Origin of the sequence: Spirillospora sp. CA-142024, from assembly GCF_050942325.1 — a bacterium.
Lineage (GTDB): Bacteria > Actinomycetota > Actinomycetes > Streptosporangiales > Streptosporangiaceae > Spirillospora.
In genome coordinates this window covers 1,722,104-1,739,567 of the sequence record NZ_CP192077.1, presented here as the reverse complement: position 1 = coordinate 1,739,567, position 17,464 = coordinate 1,722,104, and the positions used below count along the sequence as shown (strand labels likewise).

Here is a 17,464-nt window from a genome sequence, read left to right as displayed (position 1 = left end):
TTAAGCCTTCTTGGGGAGAGTTTCGTTGCGGCTGCCGGATCATCTGGAGCTACTGCTCACCGACGAGCCGGTGCTCGACGTCTACTCGCATGGTCCGTGGCGCGTCCCGGACGGGCTGTTCGAGGAGATCTCGGCGCGGATCGACGGGCTGGCGGCCGACCCGCGGGCCGTGGAGCTGACCACCGACGAGCACAAGCTGCTGACGCTGCCGGCGTCGCTGGTCACCGCGGAGATCTTCGGCATGCTGGCGTTCCTGCCGGGCGGCGGGGCGATCAAGGCGGGGTCGTGGTCGCAGCTGCCGGAGCGGCTGCTGCACCGGCACCTGGTGAACCCGGGCCCGCTCAGCACCCGGATGACCCGCTGGGACGCGCCGGGCGGCCGATGGCGGCCACCGGTGGACTGGCTGATCGAGGCGCCCGACCGGGAGCTGGCGATCGAGCTGGCCCGCGACTGCCTGTCCGTGCTGGAGGGCATCGAGCCGCTGGAGGAGCGGCGCAAGGCACTGCTTCGGCTGTACGACGACGCGCCGGTCTGCGACGTGAACCTGCCCAAGATGGAGCTGCGGGAGCACTGGCACGCGCACGCGGGCGACGACATCGTCGCGGCCGTGCCCGAGCTGCTCGGCCCGGTCGGCTACCTGGAGTGGGTGTGCACCGGGCTGCTCGCGTCCTACGAGCATCTGACGGACGCGGCGCCGCGCGAGGAGAGCGTCGAGGTCCACCTGATCCAGCTGCTGCTGCAGGGCAGCATGGAGCACGTCCCGGCCGAGTTGGCGGTCGCGCTGGGCGAGGACCGCTACGACGAGCTCCAGCGGCGGTTCGCCGCGGAACGCCGCGGGTTCAAGGCGGGCGCGTGGCAGGAGCGGACGCGGGCGTGGCTCGTCCGCGCGCTGGTCGCGGGCGCCGCCGACGCGTGCCGCGGCTGGCTCGACATGGCGATGCGGTTCATCGCGGTCGTCCAGGGCCTGCCGGGCGACCCGTGGTTCCCGAAGGCCGAGTGGATCCCGGTCGGCCAGTTCCAGACCGACCTGCGCCGCCTCTACGCGCCGCGCCGCCGCGTCGTCAACCCGCTCACCGAGACGCTGACGAGCGTGCCCGCTGCGGACGGGGCGGCCGGGCGGAAGGCGGCCGCGCGTCCGGAGATCGCCACGTCGCTGGTGGAGCAGCCGGAGGTCGTGGCGGCGCTGGACGAGCTGACCCGCGGCAGCGACCCCGTCCGGCTGCTGATCTGCGGCCCGGACGGCACCGGAAAACGGGACGCCGCGCAGGAACTCGGGAAGGCGCTCGCGCTCGGCCGCGACCCGCACTGGGTGACCGACAACCTGTTCACCGGGCAGCGCCTGTCGGACGCCGTCGCCAAGCTGCACGCCGACGCCCGCGACTGCGCCGGCGACCGGCTGCTGATCATCGAGGGCCTGGACGGCGTCGTCGCCGACCCCGGCAACGGCGAGGCGCTGGCCGCCGAGCTGCACCGGCTCCTCGCCGTCCACCCCGACCTGAACCTGGTCGCCCTGTGCGACGCGGGCGGCGAGGAGCGGATCCGCGAGGTCAACCCGGTCCTGCCGCAGCGGTTCCGGATCGCGCGGACCCGGCCGTTCACCGCGGCGGGGCACGCCGAGCTGTTCCGCCGCGCGCTGGACGCCCGCGGCGTCCGCGGCACCCGGCCGGCCGTCGAGGCGGCGGGCGCGCTGCTGGCCGCGACCCCGCCCATGCAGACGCTCCGCAACGCCCGCCTGGCCCCGCACCTCGCGGACCAGGTGGTCGCCGCGGTCCGGGCCAGGACCGCTGCGGACGCCGAGCCGGTCGTCCGCAAGCCCGACATCCCGCTCACGCTGGACACCGCGCAGGCCGCCGGCGACCCGCTGGCGGAGCTCGGCGACCTCACCGGTCTCGACACCGTCAAGCACGAGATCGCGCTGCTCGTCGCCGGGACGCACGCCGCGCGGCTGCGCAGCGAGTCCGGTCTGAGGATCACCCCGCCGACCCGGCACATGGTGTTCACCGGCAACCCGGGCACCGGCAAGACGATGGTGGCCCGGCTGCTCGGCCGCATCTACAAGCGGCTCGGCGTCCTGTCGTCCGGGCACCTGGTGGAGGCGTCCCGCGCCCACCTCGTCGGCGAGTACATCGGGCAGACCGCGCCCCGGACGCGCCGCCTGGTGGAACGCGCGATCGGCGGCGTCCTGTTCATCGACGAGGCGTACACGCTGACGCAGTCGCCGCTGAAGGGCGACTACGGGCACGAGGCGATCGCCGAGCTGGTCAAGCTGATGGAGGACCACCGCGACGACCTCGTCGTGGTCGTCGCCGGCTACCAGCAGGAGATGGCCGAGTTCCTCGCCGCCAACCCCGGCCTGGACTCCCGGTTCCCCAAGCAGATCCACTTCCCCGACTACACCGACGACGAGCTGATCACCGTGTTCCGGCAGCTCGCCGCCACCGACGGGTTCGAGCTGGCGCCCGGCACCGACGACGTCCTGCGGACGATGCTGCGGGGGGCGCCGCGCGGTCCGTCCTTCGGCAACGGCCGTCTGATGCGCAACATGCTGGACGTCGCCGTCGCCAACCAGGCGGACCGCGTCGCCTCCGCCGCCGTGCCGGTCGTGAAGGACGCCCGGGCCGAGAAGGGGAGCGAGCCGATCCAGACGCCGTCCAGGGAAGAGCTCATCACGCTGACGGCCGAGGACCTGCCCCCGCTCCTGGATCACCCCGAGGAGTTCTTCGGCCTTTATCTCTGAGCGGCGCTGGCGAGCCGTTCGGCGGCGCGGAAGAGCAGGTCCTCCGCGCCGGGCCGGGTGATGAGCTGCGCGCCGACGGGCAGCCCGCCGGCGGTTCCGGCGGGGACGCTCAGCGCGGGCAGGCCGAGGACGTTCCACGGGAACGTGAGGCTGACCAGGAGCGCGGTGAGCGGGCCGAGCCCGACCTCGGTCGCGCCGATCCGCGGCGCGGTGATCGGCATGGTGGGCATGGCCAGCAGGTCGTAGCGGTCCAGCAGCCCGGCGACCTCGCGTGCGTACCGGTCCCGCTCGCGGAGCGCCCGGACGAGCCGCCAGCCGGGCATCTGGGCGGCCTTCTGAAGGCGTGCGAGCGTCACCTGCTGATACAGGCCGGGCGCCTCCGCGACCCGCTCGGCGTGCACGTCGTGCGCCTCGCTGAACTGGATGGCGAGGAACACCTGCCGGAGCCCGTCGAAGTCGATCCGTTCGGGCACCGCGTCCGGGAACAGCGCGCGGACGACCCGTTCCACCTCGGGGTCGGCGGCGGGCGGCTCGATCCAGGCGACGCGTCCGTCCGGCGCGCCACCGTCCTCGGGCGGGGGCTCCGCGGGTCCGGTCAGGGCGTGGTAGGCGATCCGGCAGTCGGCGGCGGTCGCGGCGAGGACGCCCACATGGTCGAGCGAGCGGGACAGCGGGAACACGCCGCCGGCCGGGATGGCACCGTGCGCGGGCTTGAACCCGGCGATCCCGCAGAACGAGGAGGGGATGCGCACCGATCCGCCCGTGTCCGTGCCGAGGGCGAGCGGGACCATGCCCGCGGCGACCGCGACCGCGCTGCCGCTGCTGGAGCCGCCGGACATCCGCTCCCGGTCGTGCGGGTTGCGGACCGGCCCGTTCACCGACACGTCGCCGGTGCCGCCGAACGCGAACTCCTGCGTGCCGGTCTTCCCGACGATCACGGCGCCGGCGTTCCGGAGCCTCGTCACGCATACCGCGTCGTCCTCGGCGAGGTGCCCGTCGAAATGCGCGGATCCCATTCCGGTGGGCAGCCCGGCGACGTCGATGATGTCCTTCACCGCGACGGGGACGCCGTGCAGCGGGCCCCGGTCGGCGCCGGAGGCCAGTTCCTCGTCGGCCGCCGCGGCGGCGGCCTCGGCGCCCTCCGGATCGAGGGTGACGAAGGCGTTGAGGTCCGGGTCGACCGACTCCAGGGCCCGCGCGACCAGGCTCCGTGCCGACTCCCGCCCGGTCCGCAGGTCGCGTCCGATGTCCGCCAGCGTCCGTCCGGTGAAGAACCCGCCCACTCCGCCTCCTTGCGGCTTGTCCGTACCGATCTGCGTAGCATCGCAGACCGCGGCCGCCACTACCGTCACCCCACCGGTCGCTCTGTGTCTCCCATCCGTCGCTCAGTGTCAGCCACTCGTCGCAGACCGTAGCCCGCTCATCGACCGCACGCCGGGATCAGTGAACCTACGCACGAGTACGAGGCAAGCTTCAACGCACCTAGTGGAGACGCTCCCGCCGGTTCGCTGGGGGGCGGGGCGGAGGCCGTCGCGTTTCTCGCGAGGCAACCGCCCCTGTAACCGGTGACGTCCACATCCGGGTGGGGGGACGAGGTCACGGCCGCGCGCCGTGGCCTCGTCATTTTTCACGCCAGGTCCATTCGGGAACGGGCCCGACAGCTCTTCCGGGGGGTGTGGGGGGCGGCCCCCCACAGGAAACAGGGACGTTCGGCCCTGGGCCGTGCGGCGGCACGGTGATGGGCTCATGGCGACGGTTGAGAACGCCGATCGCGGGGACGGGATGTCCCCAGGACGGTATGAGCACCGGAGGGACGCGCGCCATGACCGAGTCCGTCGCCATGACCGACGACGAAGTACGGGAGATCGACGCGTACTGGAGGGCCGCCAACTACCTGTCCGTGGGGCAGATCTATCTGCTGGACAACCCGCTGCTGCGCGAACCGCTCGAACGGCGGCACATCAAGCCGCGGCTGCTCGGGCACTGGGGCACCTCGCCCGGACTGAACTTCTGCTACGCCCACCTCAACCGGGTGATCAAGGCACGCGGCCTGGACATGATCTACATCATGGGGCCGGGGCACGGCGGGCCCGCGGCCGTCGCGAACGCCTGGCTCGAAGGCACCTACAGCGAGGTGTACCCGGACGTGTCGCCGGACGCCGCCGGGATGCGCAGGCTCTTCCGGCAGTTCTCCTTCCCCGGCGGCATCCCGAGTCACGTCGCGCCGGAGACGCCCGGCTCCATCCACGAGGGGGGCGAGCTCGGGTACTCGCTGGCCCACGCGTACGGGGCCGCACTCGACAATCCCGGCCTGGTCGTGACGTGCGTGGTCGGGGACGGCGAGGCCGAGACGGGCCCGCTGGCCGCGAGCTGGCATTCCAACAAGTTCCTGGACCCGGTGAAGGACGGGGCCGTCCTGCCGATCCTGCACCTCAACGGCTACAAGATCGCGAACCCGGCGGTGCTGGCGCGGATCCCCGAGGAGGAACTGGTGCAGCTGCTCGACGGGTACGGCTACCGGCCGTTCCTCGTCAGCGGGGACGAACCGGCCTCGATGCACCGGAAGATGGCCGCGGCGCTCGACCAGGCGCTCGACGAGATCGCCGGAATCCAGCGTGGCGCGCGTGAGGGGCGGATCTCCGAGCGGCGCCGCTGGCCGATGATCGTCCTGCGGTCCCCGAAGGGCTGGACGGGCCCGAAGGAGGTGGACGGGCTTCCGGTCGAGAACACGTGGCGGTCCCATCAGGTGCCGCTCGCCGGTGTCCGCGACGATCCCGGGCACCTTGCACAACTGGAGGAGTGGCTGCGCTCGTACCGTCCGGAGGAGCTGTTCGACGGCGAGGGACGTCCCGTGGCGGCGCTCCGGGCCCTCGCCCCCGCGGGCGAGCGGCGGATGAGCGCCAACCCGCACGCCAACGGCGGCCTGCTGCTGAAGCCGCTGACCCTGCCGGACTTCCGCGACTACGCCGTCCCGGCGGACAAGCCCGGCACCACGTCGTCCGAACCCACCCGGACGTTCGGGACGTTCCTGCGCGACGTCGTGAAGGCCAACCCGTCCAACTTCCGGATCATGGGCGCGGACGAGACCGCGTCCAACCGGCTCGGCGACGTGTTCGAGGCGACCGACCGCGTCTTCCAGGGCGAGCGGCTCCCGGCCGACGAGCACCAGGGGCCGTCCGGCCAGGTGATGGAGGTGCTGAGCGAGCATCTCTGCCAGGGCTGGCTGGAGGGCTACCTCCTCACCGGGCGGCACGGCCTGTTCAACAGCTACGAGGCGTTCGTGCACATCGTCGACGCCATGTTCAACCAGCACGCGAAATGGCTGAAGGTCACCCGCGGGCTGCCGTGGCGGCGGCCGATCGCCTCGCTGAACTACCTGCTGTCGTCGCACGTGTGGCGGCAGGACCACAACGGCTTCACCCATCAGGACCCGGGCTTCCTCGACGTCGTGATGAACAAGAAGCCGGAGATCGTCCGGGTGTACCTGCCGCCGGACGCCAACACGCTGCTGTCGGTCGGCGACCATTGCCTGCGGTCCCGCGACTACGTCAACGTGATCGTGGCCGGGAAGCAGCCGGCGCTGAACTGGCTGCCGATGGACGCCGCGATCGCCCACTGCACCCGCGGTATCGGCATCTGGGAATGGGCGTCCACTGAAGGCGGCTCCGACCCGGACGTGGTGATGGCGTGCGCGGGCGACATCCCGACCCTGGAGACGCTCGCCGCCGTGGACCTGCTCAGGCGGTTGTTCCCGGAACTGCGTGTCCGGGTCGTGAACGTCGTGGACCTCATGCGGCTGCAACCGCCCAGCGAGCACCCGCACGGGATGCCGGACCGCGACTACGACGCCCTGTTCACCACTGACAAGCCCGTCATCTTCGCGTTCCACGGCTACCCGTACCTCATCCACCGGCTCACGTACCGGCGCGCCGGACATCACCATCTCCACGTCCGCGGCTACAAGGAGGAGGGCACGACCACCACGCCGTTCGACATGGTCATGCTGAACGACCTGGACCGCTACCACCTGGTCATGGACGTCATCGACCGCGTCCCGTCCCTCGGCGGCCGGGTCGCGCACATCCGGCAGCGCATGGCCGACCAGCGCCTCTTCCTGCGCGGGTACACCCGCGAGCACGGCGAGGACGCACCGGAGGTCCGCGACTGGACGTGGCCGTACTGATGCGGGTCCTGACGGTCAACCCGGGGTCGAGCAGCCTGAAGGTGAGCCTGCTCGACGCCGACGACACGGTCCTGGCCGCGGACGCGGGCGCGGGCCACGAGATGGCCGGGCTGGTCGCCGGCATGCCGCGCCCGGACGCGATCGGCGTCCGGTTCGTACACGGCGGCACCGACTTCACCGAGCCGGTGCGCGTCGACGCCGAGGTCACCGAGCGTCTCCACAAGCTGGCCGACCTGGCGCCCCTGCATCAGCCGGCGTCGCTGCACGCGTTGTCGGAGATCACGGGTGAGCTGCCGGACGTCCCGGCCGTCGCCTGCTTCGACACCGCGTTCCACGCCACCCTGCCGGACGCCGCCGCGACCTACGCGCTCCCGCCGGAGTGGCGCGAGCGGTTCGGGCTGCGGCGCTACGGGTTCCACGGGCTCTCGTTCTCCTACGCCGTCCGCCGCACGGGCGAGCTGCTCGGCCGCGACCCGGCGGGGCTGCGGATGGTCGTCTGCCACCTGGGTTCCGGCGCGTCCCTGTGCGCCGTGGCCGAAGGCCGGTCGGTCGACACCACGATGGGGTTCACCCCGCTCGAAGGGCTGGTCATGGCGTCCCGGGCGGGCAGCATCGACCCGGGCATCCCGCTGTGGCTGATCAAGCACGGGCTCGACCCCGGCGACGTCGGCCGGGCACTCGAACGCGATTCCGGGCTGCGCGGCCTGACGGGGACGGGCGACATGCGCCGCGTCCGCGAGCTCGCGGGGGAACGCGACGTCATCGCCCTCGCCGCGCTGGACGTCTTCCACCACCGCCTCCGCGCCTGCGCCGCCGCGATGACGGCCTCCCTCGGCGGGCTCGACGTGCTCGTGTTCACCGGCGGCATCGGCGAGCACGACCCGTCCGTGCGCATGCGGCTGGCCGAGGACCTCGCCTATCTCGGCGTCTCCGTCGATCCCGGCCGCAACGCCGGAGCGGACGGCGACACCGACCTCACCGCGGCCGGCGCGCCCGTCCGCACGCTGGTCATCGCCGCCCGCGAGGATCTGGAGATCGCCGCGGACGTGCGGCGTTGCCTCCGGCCCCGGTGACGCCGTCACGGCGATCACACACTGACCACGCACTTCTGGTGAATCATCAGAAATCGCCCATAAAGTGGGAAGGTGGAGAACGCGTCAGGCGCTTTGGAGGGCGTCACCCGGAAACTGGAGAACATCCAGGCGATCACCGACGAGATGTTCGCCCATATGGATGTCGACGAGTTCCTGGACACCCTCCTCGAACGCGTCCGCGAGGTCCTGGACGTGGACACCGCGGCGGTCCTGCTTCTCGACAGGGCGGGGCGCGATCTCATGGCGACCGCCGCGAAGGGCATCGAGGAAGAGGTCAGCCAGGCGGCCCACGTCCCGGTGGGCCGGGGGTTCGCCGGACGCGTGGCCGCCGAGCGACGGCCGATCCACATCGCCGACGTGCCGAGCGCCGACATCTTCAACCCGCTCCTGGTCCAGAGGGGCCTCCGGTCCCTGCTCGGCGTACCGCTCGTCGGCGGCGGCAGGCTGGTGGGCGTCATGCACGTCGGGACGCTCACCCCGCGCCGCTTCACCGCGGAGGAAGAGGAGTTCCTGCAGCTCGCGGCCGCACAGGCCGCCATGGCGGTGCGGTCGCTGCTCAGCCGCGCCGAACGCGCCGGAGCGCTGGAGCTGCAGCGCAGCCTGATCCCGTCGGAACTGCCGGAGATCCCCGGCCTCGAGATGGCCGCCCGCTACCGTCCGGGCAAGGCGATCGTCGGCGGGGACTGGTACGACGTCTTCACGCTCCCGTCGGGCGAGACGGGCATCGTCATGGGGGACGTCGCCGGGCACGGGCTGCCGGCCGCCGTCGTCATGGGACGGCTGCGCAGCGCCCTTCGCGCCTACGCGTTGGAATCGGCGGGTCCGGCCGAGGCCCTGCACAGGCTCAACCGGAAGATGCTGCACTTCGAGCCCGATGTGACGGCCACCGTCCTGTACGCGGTGTGCGGTCCCGAGGGCCGGGTCCGGGTCTCCTCGGCCGGCCACCCTCCCCCGGTCTTCGCGGAGCCGGGCTACCCTGCACACGCGGTCGACGTGGACTTCGACGTCCTCATCGGCCTGGACGAAGCGATCCCCCGCCGGACCACGACCATCGAGCTTTCCCCCGGCGCCCTGCTCTGCTTCTACACCGACGGGCTGATCGAACGGCGGGACAACTCGATCCGCGCCGGCATCGCCAAGCTGTGCGAGGCGGCGTACGCCGGCCCGCCCGAGAACGTCGGCGCCGCGGTGATGTCCGCGCTCATCGGGCGCGAGCCGGCCAAGGACGACGTCGCCCTGCTGCTGATGCGGCGCCGTCTTTCCTGAAGCGCCGTCTTTCCTGAACCGGCCGTTCAGCGGGTACGGGCGCGTTTCTCCTCGTCCTCCAGAAGGGGACCGACGCGGAACGGGACCTGGTGCGTGAGAACGATCGAGGTGGTGCTCCGGCGGACGCCCGGGCACGCGAGGATCGAGTCGATCACCTCGTGGAGCTGCTTGCCGTTCGGCGCGACCGCCCGCACCAGGAGGTCGCCCTGACCGGTGATGCCGAGCACCTCCAGGACGCGCGGGATCGCGGACAGCGCGACGGCCGCCTCCCGGAGCCGCCCCTGCGCGACCTCCAGCGTGACGAACGCGGTGAGCTCGAACCCGATGGCGCCGAGGTCGACCTCCCGGCCGCGATGCCCGATCACGCCCTCGCGTTCGAGCCGCTCGACCCGGGCGTGCGCGGTGTTGCGGGCGATTCCGAGCTTGGCGGCCAGCTCCGTGACGCCGATGCGGGGCTGCTCGACGAGGCGGCGGAGGATCTGCAGGTCGAGGAGAGTGGTACGGGTCACAACGCTCAGCTCCGGCGGGTAACTCGGTTCTGACTTGAGCAATCTGCTCAATTATCGCCCAGCCATCTTGCACACCGCTCAGCGACATTGGCTCAATGCAAGCATGAGCACCAGCGTTTCCCCCTCTCCGCTCCGCGACCGCCTTGAGCTGGAGCGCGGCCGGATCGCGATCGGCGGCGTGCACGCGCTCGTCCGGCTGCTGCTCGACCAGCGGCGCGCGGACGCCCGCCGCGGCTGGACGACCGCCGGGTTCGTGTCCGGCTACCGGGGGTCGCCGCTCGGCGGCCTCGACCAGCTGCTGATGCGGGACGCCGAACTCCTGGAGGGCCACGACATCCGGTTCGTGCCCGGCGTGAACGAGGAGCTGGCGGCGACGGCGGTGTACGGGTCGCAGCTGGTGGACCACCTGCCCGGCCCTCGCTACCAGGGCGTCTTCGGCCTCTGGTACGGCAAGGCGCCCGGCGTGGACCGGTCGCTGGACGCGTTCAAGCACGCGAACTGGCTCGGCACGTCCGAACGCGGCGGGGTGCTCGCGGTGGTGGGCGACGACCCGTCCGCGAAGTCGTCCACGCTGCCGTCCGCGACGGAGGGCGCGCTCGCCGAGGCGTTCATGCCGGTGCTGGTCCCCGCGTCGGTGGGCGACGTGCTCAGGCTGGGACGGCACGGGTTCGAGATGTCCCGGTTCAGCGGCGCCTGGACGGGGTTCAAGGTCGTGACCGATGTCGCCGACTCGCACGAGACCGTGACCGCGGAGCCGGTGCCCGCCCCGCTGCTCCCCGAGTTCACCTGGCGGGGACGCCCGTGGAAGCCGACCCGCAGGCCCGGCGTCGACCTCAAGGACACGACGGCCCTGGAGACGGAGGTCCTGCAGGGCCGGCTGCAGGCGGCCACAGCCTACGCCGCCGCGAACGGCCTCGACCGGATCGAGGGCGCCGCCGGCGACGCGACCATCGGACTCGTCGCCGCCGGACGCACCTACCTGGAGCTGCGCGAGGCCCTCGACCGCCTCGGACTGGACGACACGGCACTGGCCCGGCGCGGCGTCCGGCTGCTGCGGCTCGCCATGATCTACCCGCTGGACGCGGGCCGGCTCAAGGAGTTCGCGACCGGGCTCCGCGAGATCGTCGTGGTGGAGGAGAAGCGCGCGTTCGTCGAGACGCAAATCCGCGACGTGCTGTACGACCTGGCAGAACGTCCCGCCGTGTACGGCAAGCGCGGAGTCGACGGCGCCGGTCTCGTCCCGCCCGACGGGGGCCTGGACGCAGACCGGATCGCCAGGGCCCTCGCCCGGTTCCTCGCCGACCGCGTCGGCGAGGAGCACGTCGACCTGCGCGACCCGGTGCTGAAGCCCCGCACGCCCAGGATCAACCTGCTCGGGGCCACCCGCACCCCGTACTTCTGCTCCGGCTGCCCGCACAACCGGTCGACCGTCGTCCCGGACGGGTCGGTCGCGGCGAGCGGCATCGGGTGCCACGTGATGACGGTCTTCCAGGACCGCGGCATCGGCACGACGCAGATGGGCGGCGAGGGCGCGATGTGGGTCGGCGCGGCCCCGTTCAGCGACACCGGGCACATGTTCCAGAACCTCGGGGACGGGACGTTCTTCCACTCGGGCAGCCTCGCCGTCCGGCAGGCGGTCGCGGCCGGCACGAACATCACCTTCAAGATCCTCTACAACGCGGCCGTCGCGATGACCGGCGGGCAGGACGCCGACGGCGGCTCCGACCCGGCCGCGATCACCCGGATGCTGCACGCCGAGGGCGTCACGAAGATCACGGTGGTGGCGGACGACCCGTCCCGCCACCCGCGCGGAACGGACTGGGCGCCCGGCGTGAAGGTCCGGCACCGCGACGACCTCGACGCCGTCCAGCGGGAGCTCCGCGAGATCCCCGGCGTGACCGTGCTGCTGTACGACCAGGCGTGCGCGGCGGAGACGCGGCGCAAGCGCAAGCGCGGCCTCCTGCCCGATCCGCAGACCCGGGTGCTGATCAACGAGGCGGTCTGCGAGGGCTGCGGCGACTGCGGCACCAAGTCGAACTGCCTGAGCGTCGAACCGGTCGAGACCGAGTTCGGGCGCAAGACGCAGATCAACCAGACGTCCTGCAACAAGGACTACTCCTGCGTGGACGGCGACTGCCCCTCGTTCGTCACCGTCATCCCCGGCAAGAGGAAGGCCGCCCGGCCGATGCCGGAGATCGCCGAGCCGGCCGAGCCCGCCTCGCGGCCGGAGTCGGCGGACGTCCTCCTCGTCGGCATCGGCGGCACCGGGGTCGTCACCGTCAACCAGGTCCTCGCCACCGCGGCCCTCATCGACGGGCGGCACGCCCGCTCGCTCGACCAGACCGGGCTCAGCCAGAAGGCCGGCGCTGTCGTCTCGCACCTGCGCATCGGGCCCGCCGACCGTGACCGGCCCGGGATGGTCGGCGCGGGCGGCGCCGACGCCTACCTGGTCTTCGACTCCCTGGCGGGGACGTCCGAGACGAACCTGCGCCGCTGCGCCCCGGACCGCACCACCGCGGTCGTGTCGACCAGCGAGGTCCCGACCGGGCGGATGATCGTCGACATCTCGGCGTCGCTGCCGCCGAGCGCGTCCCTCGTCAAGCGGATCGCGGACCACACCCGCGCGGACCGGCTGGTCGCGCTCGACGCCCTCGCGCTCGCCGAACGCTGGTTCGGCGCCACGACCACGGCCAACTTCGTCGTCGTCGGCGCCGCCTACCAGTCGGGGCTGCTGCCGCTGTCCGCGCGGGCCATCGAGGAGGCGCTCACGCTGAACGGCGTCCAGGCGGAGGCGAACATCCAGGCGTTCCGGGCGGGCCGCCGCCTCGTCCTCGAACCGGACCAGGCGGCCGAGCCGACCGCGGCGAAGGCGACCCCGCGACCGCTGGACAGCACCGCGCCGGCCGCGATGAACCTCGTCGACGCGGCCGACCCGGAGGGAGAACTGGCCCGCGTCCTGCGGATACGCGTCCCGGACCTCGCCGCGTACCAGAACCTGGCGCTCGCCAAGCGGTACCTGGACGCCGTCCTGCGCGTCGCCGAGGCGGAGGAACAGGCGGGTGCCGGCGGGCAGCGGCTCGCGGTCGCCGTGGCGCGCAACCTGCACAAGCTGATGGCCTACAAGGACGAGTACGAGGTCGCCCGCCTGCACCTCGACCCGGAGCTCACCCGGAACGTCGAGGAGCGGTTCGGCCCCGGCTCCACCGTCGCGTACATGCTGCACCCGCCGCTGCTGCGGGCGATCGGCCTGGACAAGAAGATCGCGCTCGGCCGCTCGGCGCGCCCGGCGTTCCACGCGCTGCGGGCCATGCGCCGACTCCGCGGCACCCCGTTCGACCCGTTCGGCGCCACCGCGCAGCGCCGCGCCGAGCGCCGCCTCGTCACCGGGTACGTGGCAGTGGTGAACGAGCTGGTCGCCGGGCTGGACGCCGGCCGCCACGACACGGCGGTGCGGATCGCCGAGCTGCCCGACATGATCCGCGGGTACGAGGACGTCAAGACCGCGAACATCGCCCGCTACGAGGAGACCCTCCGCGAGCTGCTCGCCGCGTGGCGCGCCGAACGGTCGCCGAGCCGGGTATGAGTCAGGTGATCGCGCTGGTCACCGCGCCGACCAGCGCGATCACCACCAGCTCCAGCGCGAGGAGCTTCGCCAGCGGGCCCGGCGTCAGCCGGTACTCGTAGCACTGCTCGACGAGGATCTTCAGCTGGTCGCCCAGGTGCATCCGCGGCGCGGAATGCCGCGACGGGACGCCCCGGAGCGTCGGCGGTGGCGGCGGCTGTTCCTCGACCGGGCGCACGAGCACGCTCGTGACCGCCCTGGTCGGGACCACCATCCGGTCCCAGTGCAGTGCGTCCAGCGGCAGCGGTTTCCCGTGCCCGTCCAGCTGGAAGATCGGGCCGCACAGGGTGATGAAACGCGGCTCGGTCCCGCGCGCCACCGACTCCTCCCCGAGCAGTCCCCGAAAGGTCTCTCCGCTGTTCAGCGTGATTTCGAGTTCGACTTCGCGATCCGTATAGTCGTCTCGCGAACCGGTCACCTGACGGGCCGCGGGAAATGGCCCGGGCCGATTCTCAAGTCGCACGAGAACCGCCGCGACCAGCGACGACAGGGTGAGCGAAAGCGTCAGGAAACAGCCCACCGACCAGGCCGCCAGAAGTGGCGTCATCGGCGGCGTGCCGCTCTCGTCCAGGATGTGCCGCAGGTTCGGCATGGAGCTCTGGCCCAGCGCACCGAGCAGGATCAGCGTGATGGTCGTGACGACCGTGCCCGCGATGACCACGCGGGAGAATCTCGGCGCGTTCTCCCGCCGGGACCGCTCCCGGCGGCCGCGCGTCATATCGAAATGCAGACCCGGGACCGCCGCCAGAGCCAGCAGCACAACAGGCACGACAATGGAATTTTCGGTCATGGTCACCCCAGCCCGCCATCAGGGGTCATCGGCGTTCAGATCCTGTCAGCTGGACCTTCAAATCTCAACATCAAGACAACTGACGAATGATCCAATTGATGTTCCGGTCCGCATTACCGCAGAAAGCGCTATCGGCCCGTCCCGCGGTCCGGTCGAACTTCCCGGGCGGGCGGCGCGTACCTCCTGACGCGCCGGGGACCACGCCCGGCACCGGAGTGCGACGAAGGTGACGTCGAGTGGAATCGGGCTTGCGGCTGACGGAGCGCTACCGCCTCGTGGAGCGCCTGGACGACGGCGGAACGATGGAGGTCTGGCGCGCCTGGGACGAACTGCTCGGCCGTCCCGTCGCGGTGAAGCTCCTGACGCCCGCGCGCGGAGACCTGCACCGCACCTTCCAGGAGGGCGTGAACCGCGCCGCCGGGCTGTCCCACGCGGTGCTGGAGACGGTCTACGACAGCGACCAGACCCGGGACGCGGCCGGGCGCCTCACGTCCTTCGTCGTGACCGAGTTCCTGGACGGCGAGACCCTCGCGGACCGGCTCCGGCGCGGCCCGCTCACCGCGTCCGAGGCGTCCGACGTCTGCGGCCAGATCGCCGGTGCGGTGGACGCCGCCCACACGGCCGACGTGGTGCACGGCGACCTGAAGCCGGGCAAGGTCATGCTCTGCTGCGGCGAGGTGAAGGTCGTCGACACCGGCATCGGCGGGATCGTCCGCAGCGCGCGCACGTCCGCGGGCCGCGACACGAGCCTCGTCCGGGCCGCCGAGGTCGAGACCGCCGACGTCCGCGCGCTCGGCACGATCCTCAGCGCCTGCCTCGCGCCCGGAACGTCCGAGGCGCTGTCCGCGCTCGCCGCCCGCTGCCTGAGCCCCGACCCTCCGTCCGCCACGGAGATCGCCGACCTCCTCGCCCGCGACGACGAACCGCCGAGCGCGGTCTTCGCGGCGCCGGGGAGCCCGGCGGGCACGGCCCCGCCGAACGACCACCGGACCAGGGCACTGCCCCCGCGGCCGCGCCCCCGGCACCGCCGCCGCGGCGTCCGGCTCGCCACGGTCGCCCTCGTGCTGACGATCCCGGGCACGGCCGCCGCCGCGATCCTGGCGTCGGCGCCGCGGTCCCCCGGCACCGTCCCGCCGTCCACGCCGGCCAACGCCGTCCCCGCGCCCCGCACGACGCCGCCGCGGACCGAGCCGGCCGTCCCGGACCCGGCCGTCCCGGACACCGGGGTGTCCGACGCGCTCGGACGGCTGCGCCCCATCGTGAGCCGCGGATACGCCTCCGGCGAGATCCGCTCCGACGTCGCCGTCGATCTCAACAACGTCATCACCAACCTGGAGAACGATCTCAACTCCGACCCGAACGTCGACGTCGGCGGCCGCGTCACCCAGCTGCACGACAAGATCGTCACCCGGCAGCGGGAACGGGGGCTGACCCCCGGCGTCGCGGACGACCTGAACCGCGTCCTCGCGACGATCCAGACATGACGGAGGACCGGCCCCCCACGCAATGGCGGCGCGAGGAGCTCGCCCGCCCGCCGCGCGCGTTCCGCCTCCCCTGGCTCGCGCTCGCCGGCGTCGTCGCCACGATCATCGCCGCGAGCACCCTGGTCGCCACCATCGGCGACACGCTCTCCAGCCGCGACCGTTCGGCCGGGAGCCTGCTCCCCCTCCAGGCGGCGTCTCCGTCCGCGACGGCCCCGCCGTCCACGCCCGAACCGCCCCCGCCGACACCCGAGCCGTCCCCGTCCGAGACACCGGACCCGCCCCGGTCGGAAACGCCGGACCCGCCCATGGGCGCTCCCATGGCGAACATCCACGACGCCCTCCTGAAGCTGCGCCGCTCCGTCGACCAGGGCGTCGCCGTCGGCGATGTCCGCGACGACGTCGGTCTCGACCTCACCAACGTGATCGAGGGCATGCTCGACGAGGGCCGGGGCCCCCGCCAGCGGGTCCGCGCGAACATCACCTACCTGCAGAACAAGATCGCCACCCGCACCCGCGAGGGCGGCATCACCGACGACCGCGCCGAAGAGCTCCACCTGATCCTCGACCGCGCGACCCCCTAGCGCCCCGTACCATCGAGGCACCGCAGGCCGGCACGGACGGGGGGCGCGTGCAGGAGCTCAGCCAGGAGGACTTCACCGCTCTGCTGGCCTTCCGCACCGGGCTGCGCCGCTTTCTGCGGTGGAGCGAGGAGGCGGCGCGCGCGGCGGGGCTGACCCCGGCGCAGCACCAGCTGCTGCTCGCCGTCAAGGGCCACGGCGCCGGACGTCCCCCCACCATCGGCGAGCTGGCCGACTACCTGCTCCTGCGGCACCACAGCACCGTCGAGCTGATCAACCGGGCCGAGAACGCGGGCCTCGTCGAACGCGAGCGCGACCCCGCGGACAACCGGGTGATGCGGGTACGGCTGACGACCACCGCCGACCGGGTGCTCGCCGAGCTGGCCCGGGTCCACCTCGCGGAACTGCGCAGCCTCGCGCCGGTCCTCGACCGCCTGAACACCGAACTGAGCGCGCTGGAGAGCCCACCGGACTCCTGTCAGCCGTCGCGCGGGCCGAACTCCACACAGCAGTAACCGGAGTGGGGGGCGAGCGCGGCCTCGACACTGGACGCGCCGAGACCGTCCACCATGCCCGACAGGAACGCGTGGTTCACACCGCACACCAGGTCGGGATCGTCCGCGGCCATCGGATGGAACGGGCAGTTGCGCAGCCGCAGCCGTGTCGGCCCCTCCCGGTCGGGTTCGAACCCGTGCCGTGCCAGGATCTCCGCCGCGCAGGTGAGGGCGCGTTCCGGGCCCAGCCGCCCGCCCCGGACGGGACGGCTCTCCGCCTCGCCGAGCGCACGCCCGCGCTCGCCGGCGGCCCGCAGCGCCGCGTCCTGCCCGCTCTCCCCCTCTGCCTGGCCACGGACCGCGTCCAGCAGGATGCTCGCCAGCAGACCGTGCTCGCGCTGCGGGATGCTGACCCGCACATCGAGACCGGACGGCTCGTACACCTTCGGCGCCCGGCCCACCCGCCGGACCCCGGCCGGGCTGCCGTAGCGGGCGCGCAGCAGCCCCGCGTCCACGAGCTTGTCGAGATGGAACGCGGCCAGCTTGCGGGAGATGCCGACGCTGGCCGCGGCCTCGTCCCGGGTCACCGGCGCCTTGGCCGAACGGATGAACGCGTACATCCCGCGCCGCAGGTCGTCGCTGAGGATGGCGGCGGCCTCCAGCCCGGCGGAGTCTGAGGTCACGCCACCACCCTAACGCGCGATCTC

General features: G+C 72.6%; 12 protein-coding genes. 8 read left to right on the top strand and 4 right to left on the bottom strand.

From position 1 onward, the window contains the following. Positions 1-25 precede the first annotated feature (25 nt). Entirely contained in the window at positions 26-2,737 is a 2,712-nt protein-coding gene (locus ACQPZP_RS08515; RefSeq protein WP_433477079.1) for an AAA family ATPase, read from the top strand. Here ACQPZP_RS08515 and ACQPZP_RS08510 read toward each other — a convergent pair. Beyond that, the gene (locus ACQPZP_RS08510; RefSeq protein WP_433477078.1) at positions 2,728-4,020 is read right to left on the bottom strand and encodes an amidase; all 1,293 of its coding nucleotides are present in this window, start codon (positions 4,018-4,020) and stop codon (positions 2,728-2,730) included. The two genes, ACQPZP_RS08515 and ACQPZP_RS08510, sit on opposite strands and share 10 nt — an antisense overlap. A 539-nt stretch (positions 4,021-4,559) precedes the next feature. On the opposite strand from ACQPZP_RS08510, the gene ACQPZP_RS08505 reads away from it, so the two are divergent. From ACQPZP_RS08505 to ACQPZP_RS08495, 3 genes are all read left to right on the top strand, one after another. Beyond that, the gene (locus ACQPZP_RS08505) at positions 4,560-6,920 is read left to right on the top strand and encodes a phosphoketolase family protein (protein WP_433477077.1); all 2,361 of its coding nucleotides are present in this window, start codon (positions 4,560-4,562) and stop codon (positions 6,918-6,920) included. Continuing rightward, entirely contained in the window at positions 6,908-7,993 is a 1,086-nt protein-coding gene (locus ACQPZP_RS08500) for an acetate/propionate family kinase (protein WP_433477076.1), read from the top strand. Before ACQPZP_RS08505 ends, ACQPZP_RS08500 begins: the two co-directional genes overlap by 13 nt. 72 nt (positions 7,994-8,065) lie before the next feature. Continuing rightward, a complete protein-coding gene (locus tag ACQPZP_RS08495) occupies positions 8,066-9,280 on the top strand; it encodes a PP2C family protein-serine/threonine phosphatase (protein ID WP_433477075.1) in 1,215 nt (404 codons plus the stop codon). Positions 9,281-9,306: 26 nt separating this feature from the next. Here the strand turns inward: ACQPZP_RS08495 and ACQPZP_RS08490 are convergent, their stop codons facing one another. Next, positions 9,307-9,789 carry an Lrp/AsnC family transcriptional regulator gene (locus ACQPZP_RS08490; protein ID WP_433467144.1) on the bottom strand — a complete coding sequence of 161 codons (483 nt, stop codon included), beginning with the start codon at positions 9,787-9,789 and terminating at the stop codon, positions 9,307-9,309. A 103-nt stretch (positions 9,790-9,892) separates the two neighbouring features. Between ACQPZP_RS08490 and ACQPZP_RS08485 the strand changes: the two genes are divergently transcribed. Further along, complete coding sequence (locus tag ACQPZP_RS08485; protein ID WP_433477074.1) at positions 9,893-13,372, top strand: indolepyruvate ferredoxin oxidoreductase family protein; 3,480 nt, start codon at positions 9,893-9,895, stop codon at positions 13,370-13,372. 1 nt (position 13,373) lies between these two features. On the opposite strand, the gene ACQPZP_RS08480 is transcribed toward ACQPZP_RS08485, so the two are convergent. Next, positions 13,374-14,201: a DUF6338 family protein gene (locus ACQPZP_RS08480; protein ID WP_433479570.1), complete on the bottom strand. Its 828-nt coding sequence runs from the start codon at positions 14,199-14,201 to the stop codon at positions 13,374-13,376. Positions 14,202-14,437: 236 nt separating this feature from the next. Here ACQPZP_RS08480 and ACQPZP_RS08475 point away from each other — a divergent pair, with 236 nt between their 5' ends. The 3 genes from ACQPZP_RS08475 to ACQPZP_RS08465 are packed head-to-tail and all read left to right on the top strand — an operon-like array spanning position 14,438 to position 16,778. Next, positions 14,438-15,685 carry a protein kinase domain-containing protein gene (locus tag ACQPZP_RS08475; RefSeq protein ID WP_433477073.1) on the top strand — a complete coding sequence of 416 codons (1,248 nt, stop codon included), beginning with the start codon at positions 14,438-14,440 and terminating at the stop codon, positions 15,683-15,685. Then, complete coding sequence (locus tag ACQPZP_RS08470) at positions 15,682-16,266, top strand: hypothetical protein (RefSeq protein ID WP_433477072.1); 585 nt, start codon at positions 15,682-15,684, stop codon at positions 16,264-16,266. The genes ACQPZP_RS08475 and ACQPZP_RS08470 overlap by 4 nt, the downstream gene beginning before the upstream one ends. Before the next feature lie 47 nt (positions 16,267-16,313). Continuing rightward, positions 16,314-16,778 (top strand): MarR family winged helix-turn-helix transcriptional regulator, encoded by a 465-nt coding sequence (locus tag ACQPZP_RS08465; RefSeq protein ID WP_433477071.1) that lies wholly within the window; start codon positions 16,314-16,316, stop codon positions 16,776-16,778. On the opposite strand, the gene ACQPZP_RS08460 is transcribed toward ACQPZP_RS08465, so the two are convergent. Continuing rightward, complete coding sequence (locus tag ACQPZP_RS08460; RefSeq protein ID WP_433477070.1) at positions 16,742-17,440, bottom strand: helix-turn-helix transcriptional regulator; 699 nt, start codon at positions 17,438-17,440, stop codon at positions 16,742-16,744. The genes ACQPZP_RS08465 and ACQPZP_RS08460 overlap by 37 nt on opposite strands. Positions 17,441-17,464: the final 24 nt, after the last annotated feature.